At 56.4% G+C, this 25511-nt stretch carries 19 protein-coding genes; 13 read left to right on the top strand and 6 right to left on the bottom strand.

Translation table 11 applies throughout. The features are described from left to right. Positions 1-73: 73 nt before the first annotated feature. Both ACR0JA_RS14705 and ACR0JA_RS14700 read right to left on the bottom strand, forming a co-directional pair. Positions 74-1195, bottom strand: a complete 1122-nt coding sequence (locus ACR0JA_RS14705) for an ATP-binding protein (protein ID WP_480576187.1) — start codon at positions 1193-1195, stop codon at positions 74-76. A gap of 95 nt (positions 1196-1290) precedes the next feature. After that, entirely contained in the window at positions 1291-5304 is a 4014-nt protein-coding gene (locus ACR0JA_RS14700) for an NACHT domain-containing protein (RefSeq protein WP_480576184.1), read from the bottom strand. 746 nt (positions 5305-6050) lie between these two features. Here ACR0JA_RS14700 and ACR0JA_RS14695 point away from each other — a divergent pair. The 6 genes from ACR0JA_RS14695 (at position 6051) to ACR0JA_RS14670 (ending at position 12974) form a co-directional block, all read left to right on the top strand. After that, the gene (locus ACR0JA_RS14695) at positions 6051-6269 is read left to right on the top strand and encodes a cupin domain-containing protein (protein WP_480576181.1); all 219 of its coding nucleotides are present in this window, start codon (positions 6051-6053) and stop codon (positions 6267-6269) included. A gap of 251 nt (positions 6270-6520) precedes the next feature. After that, positions 6521-8614 (top strand): 3-hydroxyacyl-CoA dehydrogenase NAD-binding domain-containing protein, encoded by a 2094-nt coding sequence (locus ACR0JA_RS14690; RefSeq protein WP_480576178.1) that lies wholly within the window; start codon positions 6521-6523, stop codon positions 8612-8614. Between the two features lie 12 nt (positions 8615-8626). After that, positions 8627-9805, top strand: a complete 1179-nt coding sequence (locus ACR0JA_RS14685) for an acetyl-CoA C-acyltransferase (protein WP_480576175.1) — start codon at positions 8627-8629, stop codon at positions 9803-9805. A gap of 11 nt (positions 9806-9816) precedes the next feature. After that, positions 9817-11013, top strand: coding sequence for an acyl-CoA dehydrogenase family protein (locus ACR0JA_RS14680; RefSeq protein ID WP_480576172.1), 1197 nt, complete (start codon positions 9817-9819; stop codon positions 11011-11013). Positions 11014-11028: 15 nt separating this feature from the next. Beyond that, positions 11029-12177, top strand: a complete 1149-nt coding sequence (locus ACR0JA_RS14675) for an acyl-CoA dehydrogenase family protein (RefSeq protein WP_480576169.1) — start codon at positions 11029-11031, stop codon at positions 12175-12177. Next, positions 12174-12974: an IclR family transcriptional regulator gene (locus tag ACR0JA_RS14670; RefSeq protein ID WP_480576166.1), complete on the top strand. Its 801-nt coding sequence runs from the start codon at positions 12174-12176 to the stop codon at positions 12972-12974. The genes ACR0JA_RS14675 and ACR0JA_RS14670 overlap by 4 nt, the downstream gene beginning before the upstream one ends. Before the next feature lie 75 nt (positions 12975-13049). On the opposite strand, the gene ACR0JA_RS14665 is transcribed toward ACR0JA_RS14670, so the two are convergent. The 4 genes from ACR0JA_RS14665 to ACR0JA_RS14650 form a co-directional block, all read right to left on the bottom strand. Further along, positions 13050-14351, bottom strand: coding sequence for an NAD(P)/FAD-dependent oxidoreductase (locus ACR0JA_RS14665; RefSeq protein WP_480576163.1), 1302 nt, complete (start codon positions 14349-14351; stop codon positions 13050-13052). Positions 14352-14365: 14 nt separating this feature from the next. Continuing rightward, on the bottom strand, positions 14366-15760 hold the full coding sequence (locus tag ACR0JA_RS14660) for an aspartate aminotransferase family protein (protein ID WP_480576161.1): 1395 nt from the start codon (positions 15758-15760) through the stop codon (positions 14366-14368). Between the two features lie 14 nt (positions 15761-15774). Then, entirely contained in the window at positions 15775-17151 is a 1377-nt protein-coding gene (locus tag ACR0JA_RS14655; RefSeq protein ID WP_480576158.1) for a glutamine synthetase family protein, read from the bottom strand. A gap of 113 nt (positions 17152-17264) precedes the next feature. Continuing rightward, positions 17265-17921 carry a GntR family transcriptional regulator gene (locus tag ACR0JA_RS14650; protein WP_480576155.1) on the bottom strand — a complete coding sequence of 219 codons (657 nt, stop codon included), beginning with the start codon at positions 17919-17921 and terminating at the stop codon, positions 17265-17267. A 156-nt stretch (positions 17922-18077) separates the two neighbouring features. Between ACR0JA_RS14650 and ACR0JA_RS14645 the strand changes: the two genes are divergently transcribed. The 7 genes from ACR0JA_RS14645 (at position 18078) to ACR0JA_RS14615 (ending at position 25506) form a co-directional block, all read left to right on the top strand. Next, a complete protein-coding gene (locus ACR0JA_RS14645; protein ID WP_480576152.1) occupies positions 18078-19166 on the top strand; it encodes a polyamine ABC transporter substrate-binding protein in 1089 nt (362 codons plus the stop codon). A 74-nt stretch (positions 19167-19240) separates the two neighbouring features. Beyond that, positions 19241-20380 (top strand): ABC transporter ATP-binding protein, encoded by a 1140-nt coding sequence (locus tag ACR0JA_RS14640; RefSeq protein ID WP_480576149.1) that lies wholly within the window; start codon positions 19241-19243, stop codon positions 20378-20380. A gap of 12 nt (positions 20381-20392) precedes the next feature. Beyond that, on the top strand, positions 20393-21289 hold the full coding sequence (locus ACR0JA_RS14635; RefSeq protein WP_480576146.1) for an ABC transporter permease subunit: 897 nt from the start codon (positions 20393-20395) through the stop codon (positions 21287-21289). Further along, positions 21286-22104 (top strand): ABC transporter permease, encoded by an 819-nt coding sequence (locus tag ACR0JA_RS14630; RefSeq protein ID WP_480576143.1) that lies wholly within the window; start codon positions 21286-21288, stop codon positions 22102-22104. The genes ACR0JA_RS14635 and ACR0JA_RS14630 overlap by 4 nt, the downstream gene beginning before the upstream one ends. After that, positions 22101-23441, top strand: a complete 1341-nt coding sequence (locus ACR0JA_RS14625) for a glutamine synthetase family protein (RefSeq protein ID WP_480576140.1) — start codon at positions 22101-22103, stop codon at positions 23439-23441. Before ACR0JA_RS14630 ends, ACR0JA_RS14625 begins: the two co-directional genes overlap by 4 nt. A 2-nt stretch (positions 23442-23443) precedes the next feature. After that, complete coding sequence (locus ACR0JA_RS14620; protein ID WP_480576137.1) at positions 23444-24775, top strand: NAD(P)/FAD-dependent oxidoreductase; 1332 nt, start codon at positions 23444-23446, stop codon at positions 24773-24775. Continuing rightward, a complete protein-coding gene (locus tag ACR0JA_RS14615; protein ID WP_480576134.1) occupies positions 24775-25506 on the top strand; it encodes a type 1 glutamine amidotransferase in 732 nt (243 codons plus the stop codon). The genes ACR0JA_RS14620 and ACR0JA_RS14615 overlap by 1 nt, the downstream gene beginning before the upstream one ends. Positions 25507-25511 lie beyond the last annotated feature (5 nt).

Below are 25511 nucleotides of genomic sequence, written 5' to 3'. Positions count from 1 at the left end.
GCTGCGGGTGCATCACTGATGGATCTGCGTTATACAAGCAGACTTTGGATTGAGTAGCACCCGGTGCTTGTCGCTACTGTGGCAATCGCTTTAGCGCAGAAACAAGCTTGAGCCGAGGCACACCTCCATCTGAAGTGAAATCCGTTTCGCCGGAGTGGACTATATACCTGTGCGTTGCTCTAACAGCATCGCATCCGATCGCATAACCTTTCTTCGCTTTCGCATCTGAATTCACCTTCATCTCGATTGCGTAGATCTCGTCGCTGGAAAACCTGAGGACGAGGTCGATCTCGTTTTTCTCTTTGTCTCGATAGAACGCAGGCGTCGCATTGCCATTTGATGCATTGACGATCGCCTCGACTGCGAAGCTCTCCCAGCTGTGTCCCAACGCGTCGTGCCTCCAAAGCTGTTCCATTGACCGAATGCCAAGAGCAGCGTGCAGTAAACCACAGTCTCTGACGTAGAAAACCGGCATGGAATTGAGACTTTGATTGCTTCCGACTGGCCAGTTCGGCAAGCGTCGTATGAGGCCAGTTCTTTGAAGTAGGTTTAGTGATTTCCTGATACTCTCTTTCTTCACCGAAAGGTTCTTTGCACAGTTTACATCGTCAAATTGCTCGCCGTTGGTGTTGGCGACATATTGAAAAACATCAGGGAGGCGATCACTTGCATCGATGCCCCAACAGTCCAAGTCTTGATTTAGCAAAGAAGCAAGGTAATTCGATCTCCAGATGAAGCTTTGCTCATCACTATCTGCATTGAGACTTTCGGGAAGACCACCGCGTAACCAAAGGGCTTCTTTGTTCCATTGAGGCGTATTGGTGGATTGCGCTTGCGGAGTTGCGGTGCTTGAAGGACCCTGAGTAGTCAGCTGCGGCTTATCTTCGCTCAAATGCTCCAGAATTTGGATAGGTGGGAGCTCTTGGTCTGTTGCTATCCCAATAAGTGCAGTACTAAGCGCTTGTTCCGCCTTAGCATTTCGACCAACCAGAATGAACTTCGGCGCAGATTGTTTGTGCTCGGCACACGTGCGGATAATCGACTCAACTTTTGCGACTTGAGCGCCTTCTATCGCGTCGACACAAACTACTTTTTTGCCGAATGCGGCTTGGATATCTTGGTGCTTTGCTTCAGCAAAATTCTCGCTAAGAAACCACGCTGATCCGTCGTCCATTTCTTTTGCGATCGCTTTCAACAGACAGGTTCTTCCAGCCCGGGGAAGGGCGCGAAGTATCACAACCCTACTATGGATCAATTTGGAGCGTAGAGTATTCTGCGTGGCACGAGCAATCACAACGTCTGGGGCCTAGTTAAATCCATAACGAAGACTTCGACATTGCCTTTCTTGGCAACGTCGCTGTTTTCTATAAGGGCAGTTCTAAGCTCTTCAGCAGAAGTTGGGAGTTTTGCGCCACTAGTCTGTGATTTGAGCTTCTTATTTTTTGGGACATCGGGCCCAAACCAAAACACAAGGTAGATACCTTTGCGCTCAGAACGCCAATCGTTGCTGTATAGTCTGTCTAGTTGGGTGTCCGCGGCATGCCAGAGGTCCTTGTGCCACTGTCCCTTGACTTCAACAGGCAACATCAACTGGTCAATTGTGCAACGAATGTCTGCGCGCTTGTCATCAGCGAGATGGCCTTCCGGCTCACAAAGAATTCCATACGGATAGTCACCGAACATCTTCAGAAGAGTGTCTCGGCAGTCTTCTTCGTCTTTGGGCTCGTCTTCCCTGAAAAAATCTTTGTACCAATCAACTGGATGGGACCGAATTTTCCGTTGAGCTTCAATTAGCTCTTCAAGCATAACTGCTTGAAGTTGATCCATTGTTTTTGGCGACCCATCGTTAAGCACAGACGCGAGGTCGGCAAGTTTAGGGGGTACATATTTCTCTTCGACAACCTTCTGTGCCTGCTCAGCAAAGGTCCTTTTCAGATAATCAGTGTAACCGTCATCGGGTGCATCACATAGCGCGCGAAGTTCTGCTACTGCTTCGTCCGAAGTTAGTCCTCCAAGGCGGTTGATCAAAGTGCCCAGATAATCTGCTGCGTCCCAAGGATTTGCATCACCGCTTGTTCCGCCACTAGGATGAGGCACGTTCGGCCACAACTTCCGAAAGCACCTTATGATCCAAGAAAACTGCACAGCGGAAAGTGGCACAGGTTGGTCTTCATCGCGGCGTCGGCTAAGACGCGATCGTAAGTGCCAGAGGAATTCTGGGTCATCGCATCGCGAATTGAAAAGCTCTTCTTGTACAGATTCGAAGTCAACTAGAAAGGCAACTGCGTCCCAGTCAGAACGACGCTCATAGTCATAGTTATCGCTCGCCCTTCGTTTGCCGACATATTGGTTCAGAAACCCGAAATTGCCAGCAGCGATGATACAGTCGATAAGCTCAGTTTCTGCTCGATGCGACATGTTCGGAAACCGTTCCAGCCATTCACAGGCCAGGCTGTTCGCCAAGTCATCATCATTCGTTCCGCGAGCTATCTCGTAGAGCCCGTCAACATGTTCGCTTTGAGCCTTCAGTTGTGGCTCGACCCGCAAGCGCCAGAACATCTCCCAAAGCCCTGACCTTTTCTTGACTTCTCGCTCCACAATTTCGGAAACGTGTTCAATTTTGGCATGATCCAAGATATGCGTTAGCCGGATTTCAAGAAGAACAGCGAGTAACCTCTGGTTAGAAAGATCATCGAGGGGCTTATTGTTGCGAACTCTTTCAGCAGCTGCAGCAACGAATATGTATGCAGCGTCCCAGCGTTTGCTTTCGGCGTAGGAGCTAGCGATTTCTTGAGCGGATGGCGTCGATCCTTCGTTCGTGAAATAAGCCTCGAAGCCCTCAAATGCGGCATCTTGAAGCTCCGGGCCCAACCACTGTTCGATCCTCTCATGGGCGGGCACGTCGTTGCCTATGTCCGAGAAAAGGTTCAAGTATGCCTTTGCCGGGTTAACGACCTCACCGTATCGCCCATCGCGAAGATTATCGATATGTTTGAGAAAACTCTCTCTGTGATCTGCCCACGATTTCTGCTTTTCTTCATTTTGTTTTCGGTCCCGCTGTTCTTGCCTTTTCTGCCATTCTGGGACTTGCGGGCTAGCTAGTTGCTCGAGGAGATCCCGACCATCTCTTTCGGTTGCGAAAGGAAGGGCAGCTTTGCGCACTCTCTTTCCGCGTTCTTCATCTTGGGGGCATAGGCGGACGAGGTCCTTCCAGCGGTCTCCTTTGGCCTCAGTCAAAGGATCAAGGCTCTCCAGAAGAGCAATGATGTCGCCTTCATCTGGATAGAGCCCATTAAGTTGGTCGCTGAGCCTCCAACCCCGCATCCATACCGTCTTAGAGCCGACCTCCTCCAACAATGCAAAACGCTGAATTCTTCGTCTCGCCTCGTCGTTATTTTTCAGCCAATTTGAGATCGCCTTATAAGAATCGTCACGAAAACCGCGACAGTCTCCGAAGGACGACATCCACTTCCAAAGTTTCAGTGGGTCCACTTCTCCGAGTTCCAAGCGCCTTTCGGTAAGAGCATAGACTACGTTGATGGCATCTGAATCTTCAAAACGATCGAAGTCGCTACCCAGCAGAGCACTCAAGTAATCGGCCAAGATGTCGAGAACGGGTTCAATCCGTTCGTCTGGGAGCTTTTTCTCTAAGCCCCAAAGCACCCCACCGATTCTATGTCGCTTTTTTCGAGGAAAAGCACAAAGGCTAAGCCCGCTGAAAGCAACAATCAACTCGACGATTTGGGTGTCAGTTGGGCCCTCGAAGCCGATGCCAGGAAGCAATTCCACCGCGAGCCTTAGCGAACTTTCATCGGCTAAGTCGTGAAGCTCTGCCAGCAATCGAGCCCAGTCAAGATGATCTAGTGACAAGTCGGAAAGTGCATCACCAGCAATTCGTCGCTCATGGAACGTGACATCGGGATCAAGTACCATGTCTTGGAGGGTTTCAGACAGCAAAGTCGCGACCAGTGATCCGGAAACTGAATGCAAGAGCAATGCTCTCAGAAAGAACGGCGTTGAACGAGATACAACTAAGTCTCTAATTTCATTGCAAAGTGATGATTTGGCGATACCCCTCAGCGAATGCGTTTTGTCGAAGTCATAGTACCGGGGGTCCCGATCGCCCAGATCGAAGAGCGCTTCCAGTAGAGCGCGTGCCTGCGAATCCGAAAAGTCATCAGTGTCGCCATACTCCACTACACCCATTGGATCTGCAGCAATAACCTGATTGGCAAGGCGAGTATCTTGAGCGAGCCAAGCGTGAACACCTCTAAGACTTGCTGGAACAAGCCCAAGTCCTTCAAATAGCTTCAGTAGGCGTCGCCGTTTTCTGTCAGTATCCGCCTTTTGCGCAAGCCAACGCGCCGCTAGGAACTCGCCGACGCTCCTGTGCGTGTAGCTAAACCTATCTGGGTCCCCTTCTACGTGACTTGTAAGCAAACGACTGCCCAGGACCGCATCAAGAGCTTCCTTTGAGACCAGCATACCAACTTCCGCCACAGCAAGATCATCTTGGTCCATCACTGGGATAGCAGATCTGGATACAGCCCTCTTGCCGGTTAAGATGAGAGAGGAAAATGTGGCTCCTGCTGCATCAAGAGCTTCGATTTCATTTAGCCTTGATAACGATGAATTTGGCTTTTTTTGACTGTGCTCCGCCCACATCTTCGCCACGGCAAGGCTGAACAGCGCCGCTTTTGAAACAGGCAGTTCCTCACTACTAGCAACAGCTCTGATCAGCTTCAGCGTTTGGGGATTGCCAAACAGCCCTTCAAGCCCGTTTTCTTCAAAATGAATGAGTACAGTCTCGGCGCGCTCATCTCCGATGTCTTTCGACAAAAGACTGCGGGCGTCATCCCGAGAGATTGGTTCCAGAAACAGCTCCAGTGGATCGTCGCCATAGGTGTCCCCCACAGCTTGCACGCTTGTAGCGCTTCTCCAATCAGCCACGCGACAAGAAAGAATGAAGTTTGGGAACCCTGCTACCTCAAGCGCAGCAAGGACGGCGTCTACTGCATCTCCTTCGGCTTGTACTGCTATTTCATCTAGCGCGTCTATGACGAAGGTATTGGCGTCACCTAGGAGTTTTGAAGGATCATTCGATCGGATTAGGCGTCTTGCGTGAACAAATTTATAGCCAGCCTCTTGTCCGATTTCTTCCAAAAGGGTCGTCTTTCCCATTCCAGCATCGCCTAAGACGACAATGGGTTTCGTCCGACCTAGAAGGCCAGTTTGGGGCAGCTCAAATAATTTGCCATCGGCGTCAACGCCGCTCAGTCGCCGCGCAATGATGGTGTCAATCATGATCTTCTCTCAAAAGCGCTTGCCGTACTGAACGTGAAGCTATCGTTCAGTAATAGAAGTCTCCGCACCGGCCTACAACCGCACGAATGTCCGCCCAGCAAAAGCATCGAACTATAGGTGACCGACATCAAAATCTCCATGAGATTTAGCCTCGCTAGGTGCAGCTTTCCTCAGCAGCAGCGAATTTCCGCAATGCGAGCTGCGACCGCAACATCTGCGTCATTCGGTGGAGGGCGGCTCAGGGTATTACTTACTAGTTGTGGTGGGTTATCGGCCATCGATGTTTTTTGTGGTCCAGCGGGATTTGGACAAGCCAAACGCCACTGGTCGTCAGGGTGAGGGCGCTGCCCTCCCCCTCGGGCAACCCTATTAGACAGGGCCGTGTCCTCGGCTTCGCCTGCGGGCCGCACCACCCCTGTCGAATAGCATTGCCTCGCCCCCTCCCGCGTTCGCCACGGGGCAGATCAGCAGGAACAGGCGGCTTCGCCGTCTGATCTGCAAATCAGCCCTGATTTCCGAAAAGGAAGCCAGATCAAATGAAACAGTCCGGGGGGGTATTACAAGGGTGTGTTGGGTCAGTTTATGACGCAAAGGTCAAATTCGTCTGACGTCCAACACAAACCCTCACCAATGTCGACCGCTCGGGTCCGGTAGATGCCACAGAAATCGCGGCGGACAAGCTGATCTCGGGCACTGCGGCCACCCAGCTTTGGAACGCCTTTTCTGACAGCACCAGCCAGTTTCATGTGGGACAATGGTCCAGCCAAGCCTGCAAGCTGAGCGTCAGCTATGACGAGAACGAATTGTGCGTGATATTGGACGGCACCGTCAGGATCGAGACCCGAAACGGCGACAGCTGGACCTACAATTCGGGCGATGCCTTTGTCATCCCCGCTGGGTTCATCGGCACCTGGGAATCGGTAACACCAGTGCGCAAGATCTACGCCGCTTTCGAGGCCAACTGATCTTGGCGGGGTGCCACCTCGCTTTTTGGCCAGTCTAAACACCTACCGCCTGTGCGCGTTACAGTACACAGGCTTTTTTGTTGCCGTAACCACTAAACCTAGCCGCTGTCACCGCAAATCATACGGTGTATCTTCAGTTTCGAAATTCCATTTTTTCAAATCAAATTTCACATATTGAAATTATAGCCCAAGCGATTTACCTTCCAGCGTCATCACAATCCCTCGGTGCCCTGCAGTCGGAGAAGACCCTCGTGACATCCCCTGTCCAAGTCATTCTGGAAGACGAAATTGCGATCATCCTCACTAATAACCCTCCGGTAAATGCGCTGTCTCACGCAGTGCGCGCAGGGCTTCAGGACGCGTTTGCGCAAATCCATTCGCAGCAAACCGCGAAAGCGATTGTAATCTGCTGCGAAGGCCGCAGTTTTTTTGCCGGGGCCGATATTCGAGAATTCGGCAAGCCGCCGCAGCAACCCTACTTGCCGGACCTGATTAACGAAATCGAAGCTTCGCCCATCCCCGTGATCGCGTCGATTCACGGCACCGCATTGGGCGGCGGGCTCGAGGTGGCATTAGGTGCGCATTACAGGGTGGCGGTGGAAAGCGCGCGTTTCGGCTTGCCCGAAGTGTCGTTGGGCCTGTTGCCCGGCGCTGGCGGCACCCAGCGCCTGACACGTGTCGTCCCTGTCGAGGCGGCTATCGAAATGATAACCTCAGGCAAGATGATCGGAGCCGCAAAAGCGTTGAGCATGGGCCTGATCGACCACGTTTCCCAAGGCACGGATACGCGCCGCGTCGGCATCGAGATGGCCCGCGCGGTTTTGTCCGAAGGAAAAGGCCCCCGCCCGATCAGCGCCTTATCTGCCCCTGCGGCAGCACCCGAAATTTTCGACGCAGCGCGCGCGCAACTTGGAAGAAAGGCGCATGGGCAGCTGGCTCCGCAGAAATGCGTGGATGCAATTCAGGCCGCGTGTGACTTGCCGTTTGCCGAAGGTCTGGCCCGGGAACGCGCCCTGTTTATGGAACTGATGCAATCCGACCAGCGAGCGGCGCTGATCCATGCGTTCTTTTCTGAACGCACGGTCTCGAAACTACCGGAAATCGACGGCGTGACACCGCGCGACATTAACGCAATCGGCGTGATCGGCGGTGGCACAATGGGCGCCGGCATTGCCACCAACGCACTTTTGGCCGGGTTGCATGTTACGCTGATCGAACGTGACGCCGAGGCAGTCGAGCGCGCCCGCGCAACCGTCTCGTCCCTTCTGGCAGGCGCGGTCAAGCGCGGCAAAATAGGCCAACAGGTCTATGACGAAATTCTGTCAGATCGCTTCCGCACCAGCGACAATTACACCGATCTGGCCACGGCAGACCTGGTCATCGAAGCAGTCTTTGAAAGCATGGAGGTCAAGCAAGAGGTGTTTACCCAGTTGGATACTATCTGCAAACCTGGCGCCATACTGGCCTCAAATACCTCATATCTGGATCTGAACGCCATTGCCGCGATCACCAATCGCCCGCAGGACGTTATTGGGCTGCATTTCTTTTCGCCCGCGCATGTGATGCGTTTGCTCGAGGTCGTGGTGGGCGATGTGACGGCACCGGACGTCACCGCAACGGCATTTGCGTTGGCAAAAAAGTTGAAGAAAATCGCCGTGCGTGCCGTGGTTTGCGACGGGTTCATAGGCAACCGTATCCTGTCACATTACAACAAGGCGATCTACCAAACGGTTCTGGCCGGCGCCAGCCCCTTTGACGTGGACACCGCGTTGACGGGGTTCGGTCTTGCGATGGGTCCCTTTGCGGTCAGCGATCTGGCCGGTCTGGACATCGGCTGGGCCAACCGCAAGCGACTGGCCCCCACCCGCGACCCGAACGAGGTTTACCCCGAATTCATCGACCGCATTTGCGAGATGGGCCGGTTCGGGCGCAAAACCGGTCGGGGGTTCTATATCTATGACGAAGGCGCCAAAACTGGCAAACCCGACCCGGAAGTCGAGGATATCATCGCTGCTGAGCGCACCGAGAAAGGTATCCAGCCCCGCCAGATCGGCAAGGACGAGATAGTCGACCGCTATATGGCAGCCATGGTGAACGAAGCGGCCCGTGTTGTCGAAGAAGGCATTGCTCTGAGGCCTCTGGATGTCGATGTCATACTGATGAATGGCTATGGCTATCCGCGCTGGCGCGGCGGGCCGATGCATTATGCAGATACGGTGGGACTGTCCAAAATCCTGGAAAATACGCGGCGTTTTCAGCCTGAGAACGAACGCTTCTGGCAACCCGCGCCGCTGCTGGAACAACTGGTGGCCGAGGGTCGGACCTTTGCCAGCCTCAACAGTTAAGGAGAGATGCAGATGAAACAGGCCGTCATTGTTTCGACCGCGCGCACCGGATTGGCCAAATCCTATCGCGGCGCGTTCAACGAGACCCATGGCGCGACCATGGGCGGACATGTCATCGAACATGCGGTCAAACGTGCCGGGATCGATGCGGCCCTGATCGAAGACGCATTTGTCGGCTGCGGATATCCCGAAGGCTGGACCGGCTCCAACATCGCGCGTCAGTCGGTGATCCGAGCGGGTTTGCCAGTCAGTGTCTCTGCCGCGACAGTAAACCGGTTCTGCTCATCCGGTCTGCAATCAGTGGCCATGGCAGCGCATTCCATCGTAATGGAAGGGGCCCCGGCAGCGATCGGTGCAGGCGTGGAAAGCATCAGCCAGATGCCGCCAACCCGCCCCCCGCAGGCGCAGGAAAGCTGGATCGTTGAAAACAAACCTGAACTCTATCTGTCGATGATCGAAACGGCGGATATCGTGGCGGCTCGATATGGCATCAGCCGCGAAGCGCAGGACGAACTGGCATTCGAAAGCCAGAAGCGGACCGCCGCAGCCCAGACAGCGGGCAAGCTGGATGATGAGATTGTACCGATCAATGTGACTCAGGCATTCAAAGATCGTGAGACCGGAGAGGTCACCCGCAAAGAGGTGACCTTTGCCATGGATGACTGCAACCGCCCCAACACCACGCTTGAAGGGCTGGCAGGACTTGCCCCGGTACGTGGCGACGGTCATTTCGTGACCGCTGGCAACGCCTCGCAGCTTTCAGACGGGGCGGCGGCGCTAGTGCTGATGGACAGTGAACTGGCCGCCAGGGAAGGTGTCGAACCGCTTGGCGCGTTCAAGGGCTTTGTCGTCGCGGGATGCGAACCGGACGAGATGGGGATCGGTCCGGTCTTTGCCGTACCGCGCTTGCTGCAACGACACGGCCTGAAGGTCGATGATATCAACTTGTGGGAGCTGAATGAGGCGTTTGCATCTCAGGCGCTTTATTGTCGCGACCGTCTGGGGATCGACCCCGAGATTTGCAACGTCAACGGGGGCTCGATCTCCATCGGTCACCCGTTTGGCATGACCGGTGCGCGCATGACCGGGCATCTGATGCTTGAGGGTAAACGGCGGGGCGCGAAACTGGGCGTCGTCACCATGTGCATCGGCGGCGGCATGGGCGCAGCTGGTTTGTTCGAAATCTACTGAGGGCGTACCGGATGGACCTGAACCATACTGCTGAGGAACAGGCCTTTCGCGCCGAGGTGCGGGACTGGCTGAACAGCACCCTGCCCCGCGATCTTAGCGAGAAGGTGCGGCTGGGCAAACGATTGGGCAAGGCCGAATACGAACTGTGGCACCGCCTGCTGAATGAGCGCGGCTGGTTGGCGCAAAACTGGCCGCGCCAGTATGGTGGCTGCGAATGGAACGCGGTTCAGCGGCAAATCTTCGAGGAAGAGGCCTGTCTGGCCCATGCCCCGCGCACCGTACCCTTTGGGCTCAACATGTTGGCCCCGGTGTTGCTGGCCTTCGGCACCGAGGAACAGCGACAGCGGTTTATGCCCCGTATCCTGAATGGTCAGGATTGGTGGTGCCAGGGTTATTCCGAGCCGGGCGCCGGGTCCGATCTGGCTTCGCTCAAAACCCGCGCGGTGCGCGATGGCGATTCATATGTCGTCAACGGCCAGAAAACCTGGACTACGCTCGGCCAGCACGCCGACTGGATCTTCTGCCTGGTAAGGACCGACCCAGATGCCAAGAAACAGGAAGGTATTTCCTTTCTGCTGATCGACATGAAGACGCCGGGCATCACCGTTCGGCCCATCGTGCTGATCGATGGTGAGGCCGAGGTCAACGAAGTGTTCTTCGACAATGTCCGCGTGCCCGCGGAAAACCTCGTTGGCAAAGAAAACGAAGGCTGGACCTATGCCAAATACCTGCTGACACACGAGCGCACCAATATAGCCGGGGTCGGCTTTTCCAACGCCGCGCTGGAAACCGTGAAACATGTTGCGGATCAGGCCCAGTCGGGGGGTAAACCCCTGTCCCGAAACCCGTTGTTCGCCGCGCGGATGGCTCAGGTCGAGATCGATCTGATGGCGATGGCCACGACCAACCTGCGGGTTGTCTCGGCAGCGGCGCAGGGACAGGCCCCGGGGCCGGAAAGCTCGATGCTGAAGGTCAAGGGAACCGTCATTCGGCAAGAGCTGACGGCGTTGCTGCGCCGAGCTATCGGACCGGATGCGATGCCGTTTCAAAGCGACTTCCTGAACGGCGGTGACAATGCCGAGGCCATGGGTCCGGAACACGCCGCAGCCGCCGCCCCGACCTATTTCAACATGCGCAAGCTTTCGATCTTTGGCGGCTCGAACGAGGTGCAACGCACCATCATCGCCAAGTCCATTCTTGGGCTCTGAAAGGGTAACTTGCTAATGGATTTCAATCTGACCGAAGAACGCCGAATGTTGCGCGATACGCTAAGGCGGTTCTTGGTAGACAAATACAGCCATGATCATCGCCAGCAGGTGATTGCCTCGGGGCATAGTTTCGACGCGGAGATTTTTTCAGACCTCGCCAATCTGGGCATTCTGAACGCGCTATTTCCGGAAGATCAGGGCGGGTTCGGTGGCGCGGGGTTCGATCTTAGCGTTGTTTTTGAAGAGCTCGGCCGTGCCGGTGTGATCGAGCCGGTTCTTCCCGCGGTTCTGGCAGGCGGGCTGATTGCCGGGGATGGCCGCGCGGATTTGCTGGAACAGATCATTCAGGGCAGCCATATCGCCACGCTGGCTCTGACTGAACCCGCGTCGCGATATGACCTGAACCATGTTGAAACCACCGCGACGCAAGACAGCGGGACGCTGATCCTCAACGGTATCAAAACGCATGTGTTATTCGGTGCGCAGGCTCATTCATTGGTCGTATCGGCCCGCGAACGCGGAAGCCTAGCGGATGAATACGGGATATCCCTGTTTTTGGTACCCGCTGACGCCAAAGGCGTCACACGTGTCGGTCACACCAATTTCGATGGTAATTCTGCGGCGACGGTGACCTTGGATAACGTGGTACTTCCCACAGACGCGCGGCTACTCGCGGCAGGTGCGGCCCACGGCGCCGTCGAGGCTGTCGTGGCCCGGGGCCTCTGCGCCATCTGCGCCGAGGCCATTGGCGCGATGGAGGCCATCAAAGCGATGACGATCGATTACCTGAAAGAACGCAAGCAGTTCGGTGTTCCGATCGGCAAGTTCCAGGCCCTGCAGCACCGCATGGCGGATATGCTGATCGAAGTTGAACAGGCCCGTTCCGCGGTGATCAATCTGGCCGGTAATCTGGATCAACCGCGCGCTTTGCGGGAACGCCATGTCAGCGCCGCAAAAAACCTGATCGGCAGGGTGGGCACTCTGGTGGCCGAGGAGAGCATCCAGATGCATGGCGGTATTGGCATGACCGATGAATACGCCCTTTCGTTTTTTGCCCGCAGGCTTGTCATGATTGATCACCTGTTCGGCGATGCTGATTACCATTTGGAACGATTTGTAAGTTTGCGACCAGAAACTGGATGGGATCAGGGAGCAGCACGGTGACCGACACCTCGGACAAACGATACGCAAACACACTGGCACGGGGCTTGACCATCTTGCGGGCTTTTCGGCCAACCGATGATGGGTTGGGCAATCTTGAAATCTCGGAAAGGACCGGCATTCCCAGACCCACGGTTTCGCGGCTGACGTTCACCTTGTGCGCTTTGGGATATCTCAGCCACAAGCGTAAGCACGACAAATACCGGCTGGGCCCAGCTGCGCTGGCACTTGGGAACATTGCCGCCGCCGCGTTTTCCTTTGTCGAGGTTGCCTCGCCCATCATGCAGGGATTTGCGGACGAAACAGGTACACTGGCCGCGATCAGCATCCGCGACGACCATCGCATGCTGATGACCAAGGCCTGGCGCCCTGCTGACTCGCCGGCGATCTGGCTGGATGTGGGGTACCGCATGCCGCTGCCGACCTCTTCCAGCGGCAAGGCCTTTCTGGGGGCGCTGGACGATGCCGAGTTTCAGAAACTGGTCGAGAGCCCTTTGGGGATCGATGCCTCTGAGCGTTCGGAGCTGTCGCGCGTCCGGTCACAGGCAAGGGATGACCTGCTGGCCGATGGATTTACTCAGGCGCGCGGGTCAGAGAGATACTCGGACAAGATCAACGCCGCCGCAGTTCCCTATCGGCCCGCAGATCTGAGCGAACCCGTGTCGTTCCTGGCTGGCTCAGCCTCGGATCTGTTGACAGAAAAACGCATAGAAGAAGAGGTCGGACCCGCCCTGGCCCTGGCCGTATCAGAACTTCGCCGGGTAACGGGTCAACATCCCGCCCTGGTCATGCGCGGCTGACGGTGTTTCGGGCGGTGCCATAGCGCAATATTGGCTTGTTCCTCACCAGAACCTCTGAACGGGCGCAATCCGATTTCATAACTTGTCGCGCAGGCTGAACCACAGCATTGCCAGAACCAAAAGTGGCGAGCGGAGCATCGGTCCACCCGGAAAGGTTTTTGTCGGCACTTTCGCCATGATGTCAAAGCGTTCCGCTTGACCGGCGATCGCCTCGGCCGCGATTTGGCCCGATAATGTCCCCAGCGCGACCCCAGCCCCCGAGAAACCGGAAAGCGACAGGATGTTGCCATTGATCCGCTCGTAATGCGGCATGCGGTTCATGGTGATCCCCAAAGTACCGCCCCAGGCGTGGTCGATGCCAACACCTTTCAATTGCGGGAAAATCTCGGTCATCGGTTTACGCACCGCCGAGGCGATATCGGAGGGGAACTTATAGCCATAGCTTTCGGTACCGCCGAATAACAGGCGATGATCGTCCGAGAACCGGAAATAATTGATCACGAATTTGCTGTCGGCGACCGCATAGTTATTGCGGATGATCTGTTCCTGCGCATCCGGGCTCATCGGTTCTGTGGACACAATGAAGTTGTTGATCGGCATGACCCGTTTGGCCACGTGCTTGTGCATGTCGCCAAGGTAGCCGTTGCAACCCATGACCACATAGCGCGCCTTTACGGTGCCGCCCTCGGTCGTCACAAGCGCAGGATCACCTTCATCGACCTTTTTAACTTTGGACTGCTCAAAAATACGAACGCCGGATTTCACCGCCAGACGGGCCAGTCCAAGCACCAGTTCGAACGGGTTGACGTGCCCTGCGCCCATATCGAGCGTTCCGCCGTAATAGGCCGGTGAGTTCACCAGATGGCGGCATTCTTCCTTGTCCAGCAGACGTATCTTATCATAGCCGTATTTGCTGGACATATGTTCGGCATATTCGATGTTGTGGACGTGATACCGCTCCCGATGGACGGTGTGGATCACACCGTCGTGGAATTCGGTCCGCACCTCAGGCAGCTTTGTCAGCGACCTGACCAGATCCACCGCTTGCGCACCGATATCCCAAAGCCGACGTGCATGCGCGTCGCCAACCATGCCTTCAAGCTCGTCCTGGTCGACCCGCTGACCCATGCTGACCTGCCCGCCATTGCGACCCGACGCGCCAAAACCCACCCTTTGGGCGTCCAGCACCACCACGTCATAGCCTCGCTGCGCCAGATGATAGGCGGCCGACAGGCCGGTAAAACCAGCCCCGATCACACAGACATCGCATTCCAGCGGTCCCTGCGCCTTTGGGAACGGGGCGAGTGTTTCGGCAACGTCAGCATAGTACGAGTTCGGGTATTCGCCCTGACGGTCGTTTGCGGTCAGCAGGTCCATCGGATGCTCTCGGTTCAGGCGGCTTTGAAAATCCCGTCCGAGCGGATTTGCTCGAGACATTCGTCAAGCGACCTGCGGGCGCGTTCGATCAGCGTATCAATTTCGCCGCGGGTGATGACCAGCGGAGGCGAAATGATCATCCGATCCCCCACATGGCGCATGATGACGCTGTTGGCAAAGCACCGTTCGCGGCAGATATATCCAACGGTTCCGGCATCTGCCACGAAAGGCGCGCGGGTTTCCTTGTTCGGCGTCAGCGCGATCGATCCCATCAGACCCTGGATACGCGCCTCGCCCACCAGCGGGTGATCGGCAAGGGCTTCCCACTTTTCCTTGAGATAAGGCGCGGCCACGTTCTGAACATGCTCAACCACCTTTTCTTCTTCAAGGATGCGCAGGTTTTCCAAAGCAACCGCGCAGGCCACGGGATGGCCGGAATAGGTGTAGCCGTGATTGAACTCGGTGCCGTTGATGACCTCGGCCACCTTGTCCGTGACGATTGACGCGCCAATCGGCGCATAGCCCGAGCTGAGCCCCTTGGCCACGGTCATGATATCGGGCGTTATGCCCAGAGTTTGCGAGCCGAACCAGTTTCCGGTCCGTCCAAATCCGCAAATCACTTCATCCACGATCAGCAGAATATCGTATTTGTCACAGATCCGTTGGATTTCAGGCCAGTAGGTCGATGGCGGGATGATGACACCACCTGCACCCTGAATTGGCTCGCCGATGAAGGCCGCAACTTTCTCGGGGCCGAGTTCTAGTATTTTTTCTTCCAGCTGACGGGCACGTTCCAGCCCGAAATCCTCGGGCGACTGATCGCCGCCTTGCGCCCACCAATTCGGCTCGTCAATGAATTCGATGCCCGGGATCGGCAACCCGCCTTGTCCGTGCATGCCTTTCATCCCACCGAGCGAGGTGCCGCCGATGGTCGATCCGTGATAAGCGTTCCAGCGCGAGATGATCACGTCCCGCTCGGGCTGGCCTTTCTCTGCCCAATACGTACGTACCATGCGGATGTTGGTGTCGTTCGCGTCCGAACCACCGTTGGCAAAGAACACGTGGTTCAGATCGCCCGGGGCAAGCTCGGCCAGTTTCTGTGCCAGCAACAGTGCGGGAACGTGGGAGGTCTGAAAAAACGTGTTGTAGTAAGGCAGTTCCTGCATCTGACGCGCGGCGGCATCGGCCATCTCCTGACGGCCGTAGCCGATGTTCACGCACCAAAGACCCGCCATCCCGTCCAGAATCTCTGACCCCTCGCTGTCCTTCAACCAGACCCCTTTGGCACTGGTGATGATGCGCGCACCGTTCCGGTTGATGTCCTTGCCCGTCGTGAACGGATGCATATGGTGAGCCGCATCAATGGCTTGCAGTTCGGCGGTGGGCAAATGGTTTGCTACGATTGTCATGGCGACCTCTCAGATCAGACGTTCAGCAACAGGTGCTGGCGTTCCCAGGGAGAAATTTCACGCTGGTATTCTTCGTTTTCAGCGCGTTTGATATCCGCGTAAAGGCGGCAGAATTCTTCACCCATAAGGGCGTGAATTTCCGTGGCTTCGTCAAAACTATCCAGCGCTTCGCGCAGGCTGGCGGGTAAGGGCTCTTCGGCCTCCCAGACCTCTTTCTTGGCTTCCGCGCGCGGTTCGACCTTGTTCATCATACCCAGCACCCCGCAGGCCAGCGAAGCCGCGATGGCGATGTAAGGGTTGCAATCCATGCCGATGACACGATTTTCCAGGCGTCGCGCGTTAGGACCCGAATGCGGCACCCGCAGCCCTGTTGTCCGGTTATCCGACGCCCATTCGATATTTGCGGGCGCGCTTTGCCCATCGACGGTGATCCGACGGTATGAATTCACATAGGGCGCAAGCAGCGGCACGACTTGCATCAGGTATTTCTGGGACCCGCCGATGAACCAGCGGAACAGATCCGACGCGGTCCCGTCGGCGTTTGAGAAGATGTTCTGCCCCGTCGCCGCGTCCACGATGCTTTGATGCACATGCATGGCGCTGCCCGGTTCGTCCCGGATGGGCTTGGCCATGAAGGTTGCGAACACCCCGTTCTTGAGCGCCGCCTCTCGGATGGTCCGTTTGAAGTAGAAGACCTGATCAGCCAGACGCAGTGGATCGCCGTGCATCAGATTGATTTCGATCTGACCAGCGCCGCCTTCCTGAATGACGGTATCGATTTCCAGACCCTGCGCCTCGGCATAGTCATAGATCGTGTCAATCACGGCACCGTATTCGTCGACAGCGGCCATCGAATACACCTGGCGGCTGGCGCCCTTGCGGCCGGTGCGGCCCAGAGGCGGTTCGATTTCTTCGTTCGGATCGAGGTTTGGCTTGGTCAGATAGAACTCAAGCTCCGGTGCGATCACAGGTTTCCAACCTCGATCGCTATAGGCTTTCAGCACACGTCGCAGTACCGTCCGCGGTGCAATGTCCAACGGCGAACCGTCGCGATTGAACATATCGCAGATCACTTGCAGCGATAGATCGGGCGACCACGGGATCGAACAGGCGGTATCCATATCGGGCCTCAGCACGACGTCTTGCTCAAGCCACTGGTTCTCAATCTCCATATCGACATATTCGCCCGAGATGGTCTGATAAAAGAGAGATACCGGCAGCGCCAGCTCGGTTTTCGGATCGAACTTCGCGCAGGGCATCGCCTTACCGCGCGAGGTGCCAGCCAGGTCGGGCACAATGCACTCGACCTCATCGATTCGACGACCTTGCGCATAGGCCACGAACTCTTCGGGCAGAGAGTCTTGCCACTGATTACGGCTCGCCTTTTCCATCAAAACCTCCACAGCACCCCGCAAACTGAGGTGCTCCTTTTCACTTGAAGGTATTTTGATCAAAAATTGAGATGAGTCAATCTCTACCTTTCGAACGAGACTAACCCAGGCGCCTAATCCGCTTTCGGCAAGGTTTGCGCGACAACATCCATGCCCTGGCGAATGTCTTCTTCGATTGCCGTTCGCACCCTTTCGACATCGCCGTCGCGCAAACCGGTGATTGCCTCGCGGTGCTGATCCAACAGGTTTGCGGTTCCGAAGCGCCCGCAAACAACACGCAGCGACGGCCCAACCTGCAACCATAGGGATTCCGCTATACGTTGCAGGATCGAGGCATCCGCTGCTGCATAGAACACGAAATGAAACTGATAGTTCGCCTCGAGATAGGCTTGAACATCGCCAATTTCGATAGCCCGATCGACCAGCCTGTCTAGTTGTTCGAGCTTTTCAATGTCCTGTTCACGGAAGTTTTCCGCTGCCATGACGGCCAAAGAAGGCTCGAGCGACATCCGGGCCAGCTTGATCTGTCGTAGCCGATGCTCGGTCATCTCGGGCACCTCGACACGGCGGTTTTCCAGCGCGTTCAGCGCACCTTCGGCGGTCAGCCTGCGGATCGCCTCTCTGACCGGCGTAACGCCCGCGCCGAGTGTTTCCGACAAACCAAGTATGGTAATAGGCTGGCCCGGTATGAATTCACCGAACAAAATCATTTCCTTGACGCGGCCGTAAATCGTCTCGTGCTCGGGTTTTTTGCCTACTAAGCGGTTCATCTCTCATCTTTCGTGCGTCGGGCGTCCGGGGTTGCAGCCTATCCAACAACTATAATTTTATCAAATTTTTTTCGAGAGGGTTGCAACGAATCATATTTTGATCAAAATTATACCACAGTGAGCTGATCACCAATACGCTCAGAGAGGGAGAACCACATGCAGAAATTGAAGTCCGGCACCGCCGTCCTGGCGGTTGCACTCGTGTCGCAGGCCGCCTGGGCCGAGGAAGTGCGCGTCTACAACTGGTCCGACTATATCGACGAAGAGCTGCTTTCCAAATTCGAAGAAGAGACCGGCATCAAACTCGTCTACGACGTGTTCGACAGCAACGAGGTTCTGGAAACCAAAATGCTCTCGGGTGGTTCCGGCTATGACGTCGTTGTCCCATCGGGCACTTTCCTGCAACGCCAGATTTCGGCCGGTGCGTTCCAAAAGCTGAGCTCTGAACAACTGCCGAACGCTGGCAACCTGTGGGACGTCATTGAACAGCGTACTGTTCAGTATGACCCCGAAAATGCCTATTCGATCAACTATATGTGGGGCACGACCGGCATTGGCGTAAACGTCAACAAGGTCAAGGAGGTGCTTGGGGATGACGCACCCGTCGGATCGCTGGACCTGGTGTTCAACCCCGAAAACATGTCCAAACTGGCCGAATGCGGCGTCTATTTTCTGGATGCACCCAGCGAAATGATCCCGGCAGCGCTGGCCTATCTGGGTGAAGATCCGGACAGCCACGACGCTGAGGTCATTGGCAAGACCGAAGAGGTCCTTATGGGCGTCCGGCCCTACGTCAAGAAATTCCACAGTTCGGAATACATAAACGCGCTGGCAAACGGTGACATCTGCGTTGCCTTCGGTTGGTCCGGCGACATCCTGCAAGCGCGCGACCGCGCCGCCGAAGCTGAGAACGGTGTTGAAATCGCTTACAACGCACCCAGCGAAGGCGCGCTTATGTGGTTCGACCAAATGGCGATTCCGGTCGATGCACCGAACCCGGAAGCCGCGCACAAATTCCTGAACTTCATTTTGGACGCCAAGAACATGGCGGCTGCATCGAACTATGTCTACTACGCCAATGGCAACAAAGCGTCTCAGGAGTTTCTGAGCGAGGACGTGATTGGCGATACGGCCATCTATCCGGACGAAGAAACGCTTGAAAAGCTCTATACCACGACGCCTTATGACCCCAAGACACAAAGGTCTGTCACGCGCTTGTGGACCAAGGTCAAGTCCGGCACCTGAGGTGAAAAATAGTTAAAAGATCGCCTGCCCACACTCGGGCAGGCGTAAATTTTTCTGGGTAGGAGGGACTAGGAATGACTGCTCCTGTTGTTGCGACAGAGTTCGCACCATGGGATGATCCTCAGGCAACGCCGCTGATATCGTTCAAATCGGTAACCAAGAATTTTGGTAGTTTCACCGCAATTGACGACATCAACTTGGACATCTACCCACGTGAGTTCTTTGCGCTGCTTGGTCCCTCGGGCTGCGGTAAAACCACCTTGATGCGGATGTTGGGTGGATTCGAGACTCCGTCCAAGGGCGTCATCACAATTGATGGTCAGGATATGGCCGCCGTTCCTCCGAACAAACGCGCCGTGAACATGATGTTCCAAAGCTATGCGCTGTTCCCGCATCTGACCGTCTGGGACAATATCGCGTTCGGCCTGAGACGGGACAACATGCCCAAAGCTCAGGTCGAAGAGCGGGTCGAAGAAATGGTCAAGCTCGTCCAGCTGGACAAGTTTGCAAAGCGCAAACCTCACCAGATTTCAGGCGGCCAACGGCAGCGCGTCGCCTTGGCGCGGGCGCTGGCCAAGGCCCCCAAATTGTTGCTGCTGGACGAACCGCTTGGCGCGCTGGACAAGAAGCTGCGTCAGGACACGCAATTTGAACTGATGGACATTCAGGAAAAGACCGGCACCACTTTTGTCATCGTGACCCACGATCAGGAAGAGGCAATGACCGTCGCCAGCCGTATCGCGGTTATGGATCACGGCAAACTGGTACAGGTCGAGACCCCGGCCAGAATCTACGAGACGCCGAACTCGGTTTATGTTGCCGACTTCATTGGCGACGTGAACCTGATCGAAGGCAACACCAAGCCGCGGAGTGATGGCAAGATCGAACTGTTCTGGGCCGAAGGTCAGCCGCCTCTGGTTGCCGAATGCCCGCACGCGCCGGACATCGAAGCCCGCTGCACCTTCGCGGTGCGTCCCGAAAAGGTCTCGATCAGCAAGGAACGTCCCGACGACAAGACAAATGTTGTGAGCGGCAAGATCCACGACATCGCCTATCTCGGCAATATCTCGACCTACAAGGTCGAGCTAGCGAACGGAACCATGGTCAAGGCTCAGGCCGCCAACAACCGGCGTATCGCACGCCGGTCGCTGACCTGGGAAGATGACGTCTGGCTTTCATGGACCGAGACCGCCGGCATTGTTCTGGACAAATAACAGGAGAAGACGATGAACTACCGCCGTTTTTTCCTGATCGCCACGCCCTATGTCTGGCTTTTGGTACTGTTTCTCATTCCGTTCGGGATCGTGCTGAAAATCTCGCTTTCGGATACGGCGCTTGCGATTCCACCGTATACCCCGACGCTGGATATCTCTGGCGGCTGGAGCGCGATCAAAGAGTTCTGGTCCGAACTGGATTTCGAGAATTACGTGTTCCTGACCACCGACGATCTGTACTGGAAAAGCTATCTCTCCAGCCTCAGAATCGCGTTGATCTCAACCTTTCTCTGCCTTCTGGTCGGATTCCCGATCGCCTATGGTATGGCCAATGCCTCGGACGAGTGGCGCCCGACGCTTCTGATGCTGGTGATCCTGCCCTTCTGGACCAGCTTTCTGATCCGGGTGTATTCCTGGATGGGTATTCTCAGCCAAGAGGGGTTCTTGAACCAGATCCTGTTGGCGTTGGGCATCATCGGCGAACCGCTGACCATTCTGAACACCAACACTGCCGTCTATATCGGTATCGTTTATACCTATTGCCCGTTCATGATCCTGCCGATCTATTCGACGCTGGAAAAGCTGGACGGTTCGCTGCTCGAGGCCGCAGAGGACCTTGGGTGTTCGCGCACATCTGCCTTCTGGCTGGTAACGATCCCGCTGTCCAAGGCGGGCGTGATCGCAGGATGTTTCCTGGTCTTCATTCCGGCGCTGGGTGAATTCGTCATCCCGTCGCTGCTGGGCGGCTCTGAGACGCTGATGATCGGTAAGGTCCTGTTTGAAGAGTTCTTCTCGAACCGCGACTGGCCCGTCGCAAGTGCCGTGGCTGTGATCCTGCTGCTGATCCTGATCATCCCGATCGTGCTGTATCAGCGCAACGAGCAGAAATTGATGGAGGCCGAGCAATGAGGCGTCTGACCTGGTTCAATGCAACCTCGCTTACGCTTGGTTTTGCATTTCTGTACCTGCCGATGGTCATTTTGGTCATCTACAGCTTCAATGAATCCCGGTTGGTGACGGTCTGGGGCGGGTTCTCGACCAAATGGTACGGAGAGCTCGTCAAGAACGAAGCCTTTCTTGATGCGGCCCTGGTGACGCTGAAAGTGGCCTTTGCGTCGTCGATCATTGCCACGGTTCTGGGGACGATGGCCGCCTATGTTCTGGTCCGGGGCGGCCGGTTCTTTGGGCGGACGCTGTTTTCGGGCATGATCTATGCACCGCTGGTAATGCCCGAGGTTATCACCGGTCTTTCGCTGCTGCTGCTGTTCATTTCCATCGGTCTGGACCGGGGCATTTTCACGATCATCCTGGCGCACACGACTTTTTCGATGTGCTACGTGTCGGTGGTGGTCAGTTCGCGCCTGGTCAGTTTTGACCGCTCGGTGGAAGAGGCCGCGCTGGATCTGGGATGTTCGCCCTTTGATGCGTTCCGACTGGTGACATTACCGATTATCGCCCCGGCGGTGATCTCGGGATGGTTGCTCGCCCTGACGCTGTCACTGGATGATCTGGTAATCTCGTCCTTCGTGTCGGGCCCATCCTCGACCACGCTACCGATCCGGATCTACAGCTCGGTCCGGTTGGGTGTGACGCCCGAGATCAACGCGTTGTCGACGATCCTGATCGCGCTGGTCACCTTTGGGACGATCACCGCGTCGCTGTTGAATAAGCGCGCCGTCAAGAAACGACAGCGCGAGGAACAGATGGCGGAACAAAACGCATGAGTTTTACTGAAGACTACGACGCCTATTGCGCCGCGCATGGTACGCCGGATCGTATCGATTTGCTTCTGTGTGACCTGAACTCGGTGCTCCGGGGCAAATGGGTGCCCGGAGACGGGGCCGACAAACTGGTCAAAGGGGCGGTTCGGCTACCTCTGTCGACCTATGCCCCTGCGATCATGGGCAATGAGGTCGCCGAGACCGGGCTGGGAATCGAGGTCGGAGATCCCGACGGTATTCTCGTGCCGATCCCGGGCACGCTGCATCCGGCCCCGTGGCTGCCGGGAAACGTGGCGCAAGTACTGGTCGAGATGACCGATATGGGCGGTACGATCAGCCCCAATTCGCCGCGGGCATTGCTCCAATCCACGCTGGATCGTTTCAAGGACAAGGGCTGGCGCCCGGTTGTGGCGACCGAGTTGGAATTCTATATCCTGCGCGCGCGTTCCGAGCGATCCGAGGCACCAGTGCCGCCCTCCTTCAGCCCAGACGCGCAGAACTATGACATGGAACTGCTGTCTCGGCGCGAGGCGATCCTGAACGAAATCCTGTCGGTCAGCGCCGCGCAGGGCCTGGCCACGGATACCTTGATCGCCGAATATGGACCGGGCCAGTTCGAGATCAATTTTCACCACACTGAAGATGCTCTGGCAGCGGCAGAAACCGCGATCCTGTTCCGGCGTCTGGTGCGGGGCGTGGTCGCCAGCCACGGCTATGAGGCGACCTTCATGGCCAAACCCTATACCGAACAGCCCGGCAATGGCATGCATGTCCATGCCTCGGTGATCGACGGCGAAGGTGGGAACATCTTTACGCCAGCCGCAGGTGAAGACATCTCGAAGAACCTGCTGAACGCGGTCGCCGGTGTGCTGGATAGCATGCGCGATCTTCAGGTGATCTTTGCGCCCCATGCCAATTCCTACCGCCGGTTTCGGCCCAACAGTTTTGCTCCGGCGACGCCGGATTGGGGTCTGGACAACCGCGCGGCCTCAGTACGACTGCCGGAAACCAAGGGGCCCGGAGCCCGGCTTGAACACCGCATCAGCGGCGCGGACACCAACCCTTATCTTGTCCTGACCGCCATCCTTGGTGGCATGATCCACGGTTTGAACACCGCCCCGGCCTTACAGCGCCCGTTGGATGACCCCGATTGCACACCGGCCAAGCCGCTGGGGCATGACTGGACCAGCGCGGTTGAACGCTTTGCCGGATCGCAAATTGCAGCCGATTGCTTTGGCGACTACCTAGAGATCTACGCCGCAGTCAAGCGCGACGAAATCGCATCGATTTTGGAAGCCATAACACCAGCTGAATATACCTACTATCTCAGCCGGTTGTAAGCATGCGACTGTACGAAGATATGGCCTATGGGCCAGCGCCAATTGCGGACAGCTACTGGGCAACCACGGTTCAGCGGTCAGAGTATCCGGCGCTGGTCGGTGCTGCCGATTGCGACACGGCCATTATCGGTGCAGGCTATACCGGATTGAATGCCGCATTGAAACTTGCGCAAGGTGGACAGAATGTCGTCGTTCTGGACGCCGAACAACCCGGTTGGGGTGCTTCGGGCAGGAATGGCGGTTTCTGCTGCATTGGTGGGTCCAAGATCGGGCTTGCCGAACTGACACGGCAAGTTGGACGTGACAAAGCGTTGGCCTACCTGCGGGCCGAACGTGACGCGGTGGGATATGTCCGCAATCTGCTGGACACGTACGGGATCGAGGCCGACACCCATTCAGAGGGTGAAACCTTGTTGGCGCATTCTCGCCGCATGGCGCATGAACTGCAGGATGAGCGCAGCGAGTACCGTGAGATCTACGGCGAAGACGCTGAATTCATTCCCCAAGAAGCATTGGCTGATCACGGGTTAAACAGCCGCGAGTTCCATGGCGCGCTCACCTCGCCCGTCGGATTTGCCCTGAATCCGATGAAGTATGTCACCGGGCTCGCGCAGGCGGCAACGGACGAGGGGGTACGCATCCACGGGCAAAGTGCCGTGACGGATATGTCCCAGGCAAACGATGGTCGGCACCTTCTGCGCACCGCACAGGGTGAGCTTCGCGCAAAGAACCTGATCGTGGCGACCAACGGATACAGTTCGGACATTTTGCCCAACTGGCTGGGCGGTCGGTATTTACCGGTACAATCCAGCATCATTACCACCCGCCCGATGAGCGAGAGTGAGCTTGAGGCGCAAGGCTGGACCAGTCGTCAGATGTGCTATGACAGCCGGCATCTGCTGCACTATTTCCGCTTGCTGCCCGATAACCGAATGCTGTTTGGTCTGCGGGCCGCCTCTCGGACCACCGAACGCAGCTTGGAAGAAACCAGAACCTGCGCGCGCGATGATTTCGACCGGATGTTCCCGGCGTGGCAGCATGTCGAGACCCCGTATTTCTGGTCCGGATTGGTTTGCGTGTCGCGGAACCGCACACCTTATGCGGGACCAATCCCGGGCATTGATAGGGCCTGGACCGCGCTTTGCTATCATGGCAATGGCGTCGCCATGGGCAGCTATTCCGGTGCCCTGCTCGCGGCACAGATTTTGAACACGGGGCCAGAGACCCCATATGTAATGACCCTGCCAATGCGAAAATTCGAATTGGGCCGCTGGCGACGCGCGCTGCTGCCGCTTGTCTACGCTTGGTATGGGCTGCAAGATAGGAGAGCATGATGAGCGAGCAGAAAATTCGCGTTGGCATTCTGGAGACCGGTCGCCCCCCCGAGGAACTGGCCCGTGTTCACGGCGATTACCCAAGTATGGTTCGGCAATGGCTTGGCAATCTGAACGCCGAGTTCTCGTCATACGCTGTGCTGGACGAAGAATTCCCCGCCCGTCCCGAGGATGCCGATCTTTGGGTGATTACCGGATCGAAATTCGGTGCCTACGAAGATCATGCCTGGATCCCCCCTCTCGAGGAGTTCATCCGGGCGACGCGCGATGCTGAACGACTGATGTTTGGCATTTGCTTTGGTCACCAGATGATCGCGCAGGCCCTGGGCGGCGTTGTGCGCAAATCCAACAAGGGTTGGGGCCTTGGTGTTCACGAATACCCAACCACTGCCGACTGGCCAGCCGAACTTGGCAAACCCCCTGAGAAATTCGCAATACAAGCCTATCATCAGGATCAGGTCGAGGAGAAACCCGAAGGCGCAGTCACCATCGCCTCGACTGATTTTTGCGAGCATGGTGCGCTTTGGTATCCCGGATTTGCCGTCACGGTGCAGGGTCACCCGGAATTCCCCAAGCCCTATGCCAGCGACCTTCTGGAAAGTCGGCGCGGTACTATTCTAACGGACGACGACGTCGACCGGGGCCAACGTGCCATGGCGACTGACGACAACCGCTCGATAATTGCCGATCTGGTGCGCGAGCATCTGCTGAAGCAAAAAACACCGGCATGATGAAC

The sequence above is a fragment of the Ruegeria sp. AM4 genome (assembly GCF_056540665.1).
This window is presented reverse-complemented; position numbering and strand designations above follow the sequence as displayed.

Bases quoted from the DNA above. Each gene is read 5' to 3' on its own strand.
- ACR0JA_RS14700 (WP_480576184.1), bottom strand. From the start codon at position 5,304: ATGATTGACACCATCATTGCGCGGCGACTGAGCGGCGTTGACGCCGAT.
- ACR0JA_RS14685 (WP_480576175.1), top strand. From the start codon at position 8,627: ATGAAACAGGCCGTCATTGTTTCGACCGCGCGCACCGGATTGGCCAAA.
- ACR0JA_RS14680 (WP_480576172.1), top strand. From the start codon at position 9,817: ATGGACCTGAACCATACTGCTGAGGAACAGGCCTTTCGCGCCGAGGTG.
- ACR0JA_RS14675 (WP_480576169.1), top strand. From the start codon at position 11,029: ATGGATTTCAATCTGACCGAAGAACGCCGAATGTTGCGCGATACGCTA.
- ACR0JA_RS14665 (WP_480576163.1), bottom strand. From the start codon at position 14,351: ATGGACCTGCTGACCGCAAACGACCGTCAGGGCGAATACCCGAACTCG.
- ACR0JA_RS14660 (WP_480576161.1), bottom strand. From the start codon at position 15,760: ATGACAATCGTAGCAAACCATTTGCCCACCGCCGAACTGCAAGCCATT.
- ACR0JA_RS14655 (WP_480576158.1), bottom strand. From the start codon at position 17,151: ATGGAAAAGGCGAGCCGTAATCAGTGGCAAGACTCTCTGCCCGAAGAG.
- ACR0JA_RS14650 (WP_480576155.1), bottom strand. From the start codon at position 17,921: ATGAACCGCTTAGTAGGCAAAAAACCCGAGCACGAGACGATTTACGGC.
- ACR0JA_RS14645 (WP_480576152.1), top strand. From the start codon at position 18,078: ATGCAGAAATTGAAGTCCGGCACCGCCGTCCTGGCGGTTGCACTCGTG.
- ACR0JA_RS14640 (WP_480576149.1), top strand. From the start codon at position 19,241: ATGACTGCTCCTGTTGTTGCGACAGAGTTCGCACCATGGGATGATCCT.
- ACR0JA_RS14635 (WP_480576146.1), top strand. From the start codon at position 20,393: ATGAACTACCGCCGTTTTTTCCTGATCGCCACGCCCTATGTCTGGCTT.
- ACR0JA_RS14630 (WP_480576143.1), top strand. From the start codon at position 21,286: ATGAGGCGTCTGACCTGGTTCAATGCAACCTCGCTTACGCTTGGTTTT.
- ACR0JA_RS14625 (WP_480576140.1), top strand. From the start codon at position 22,101: ATGAGTTTTACTGAAGACTACGACGCCTATTGCGCCGCGCATGGTACG.
- ACR0JA_RS14620 (WP_480576137.1), top strand. From the start codon at position 23,444: ATGCGACTGTACGAAGATATGGCCTATGGGCCAGCGCCAATTGCGGAC.
- ACR0JA_RS14615 (WP_480576134.1), top strand. From the start codon at position 24,775: ATGAGCGAGCAGAAAATTCGCGTTGGCATTCTGGAGACCGGTCGCCCC.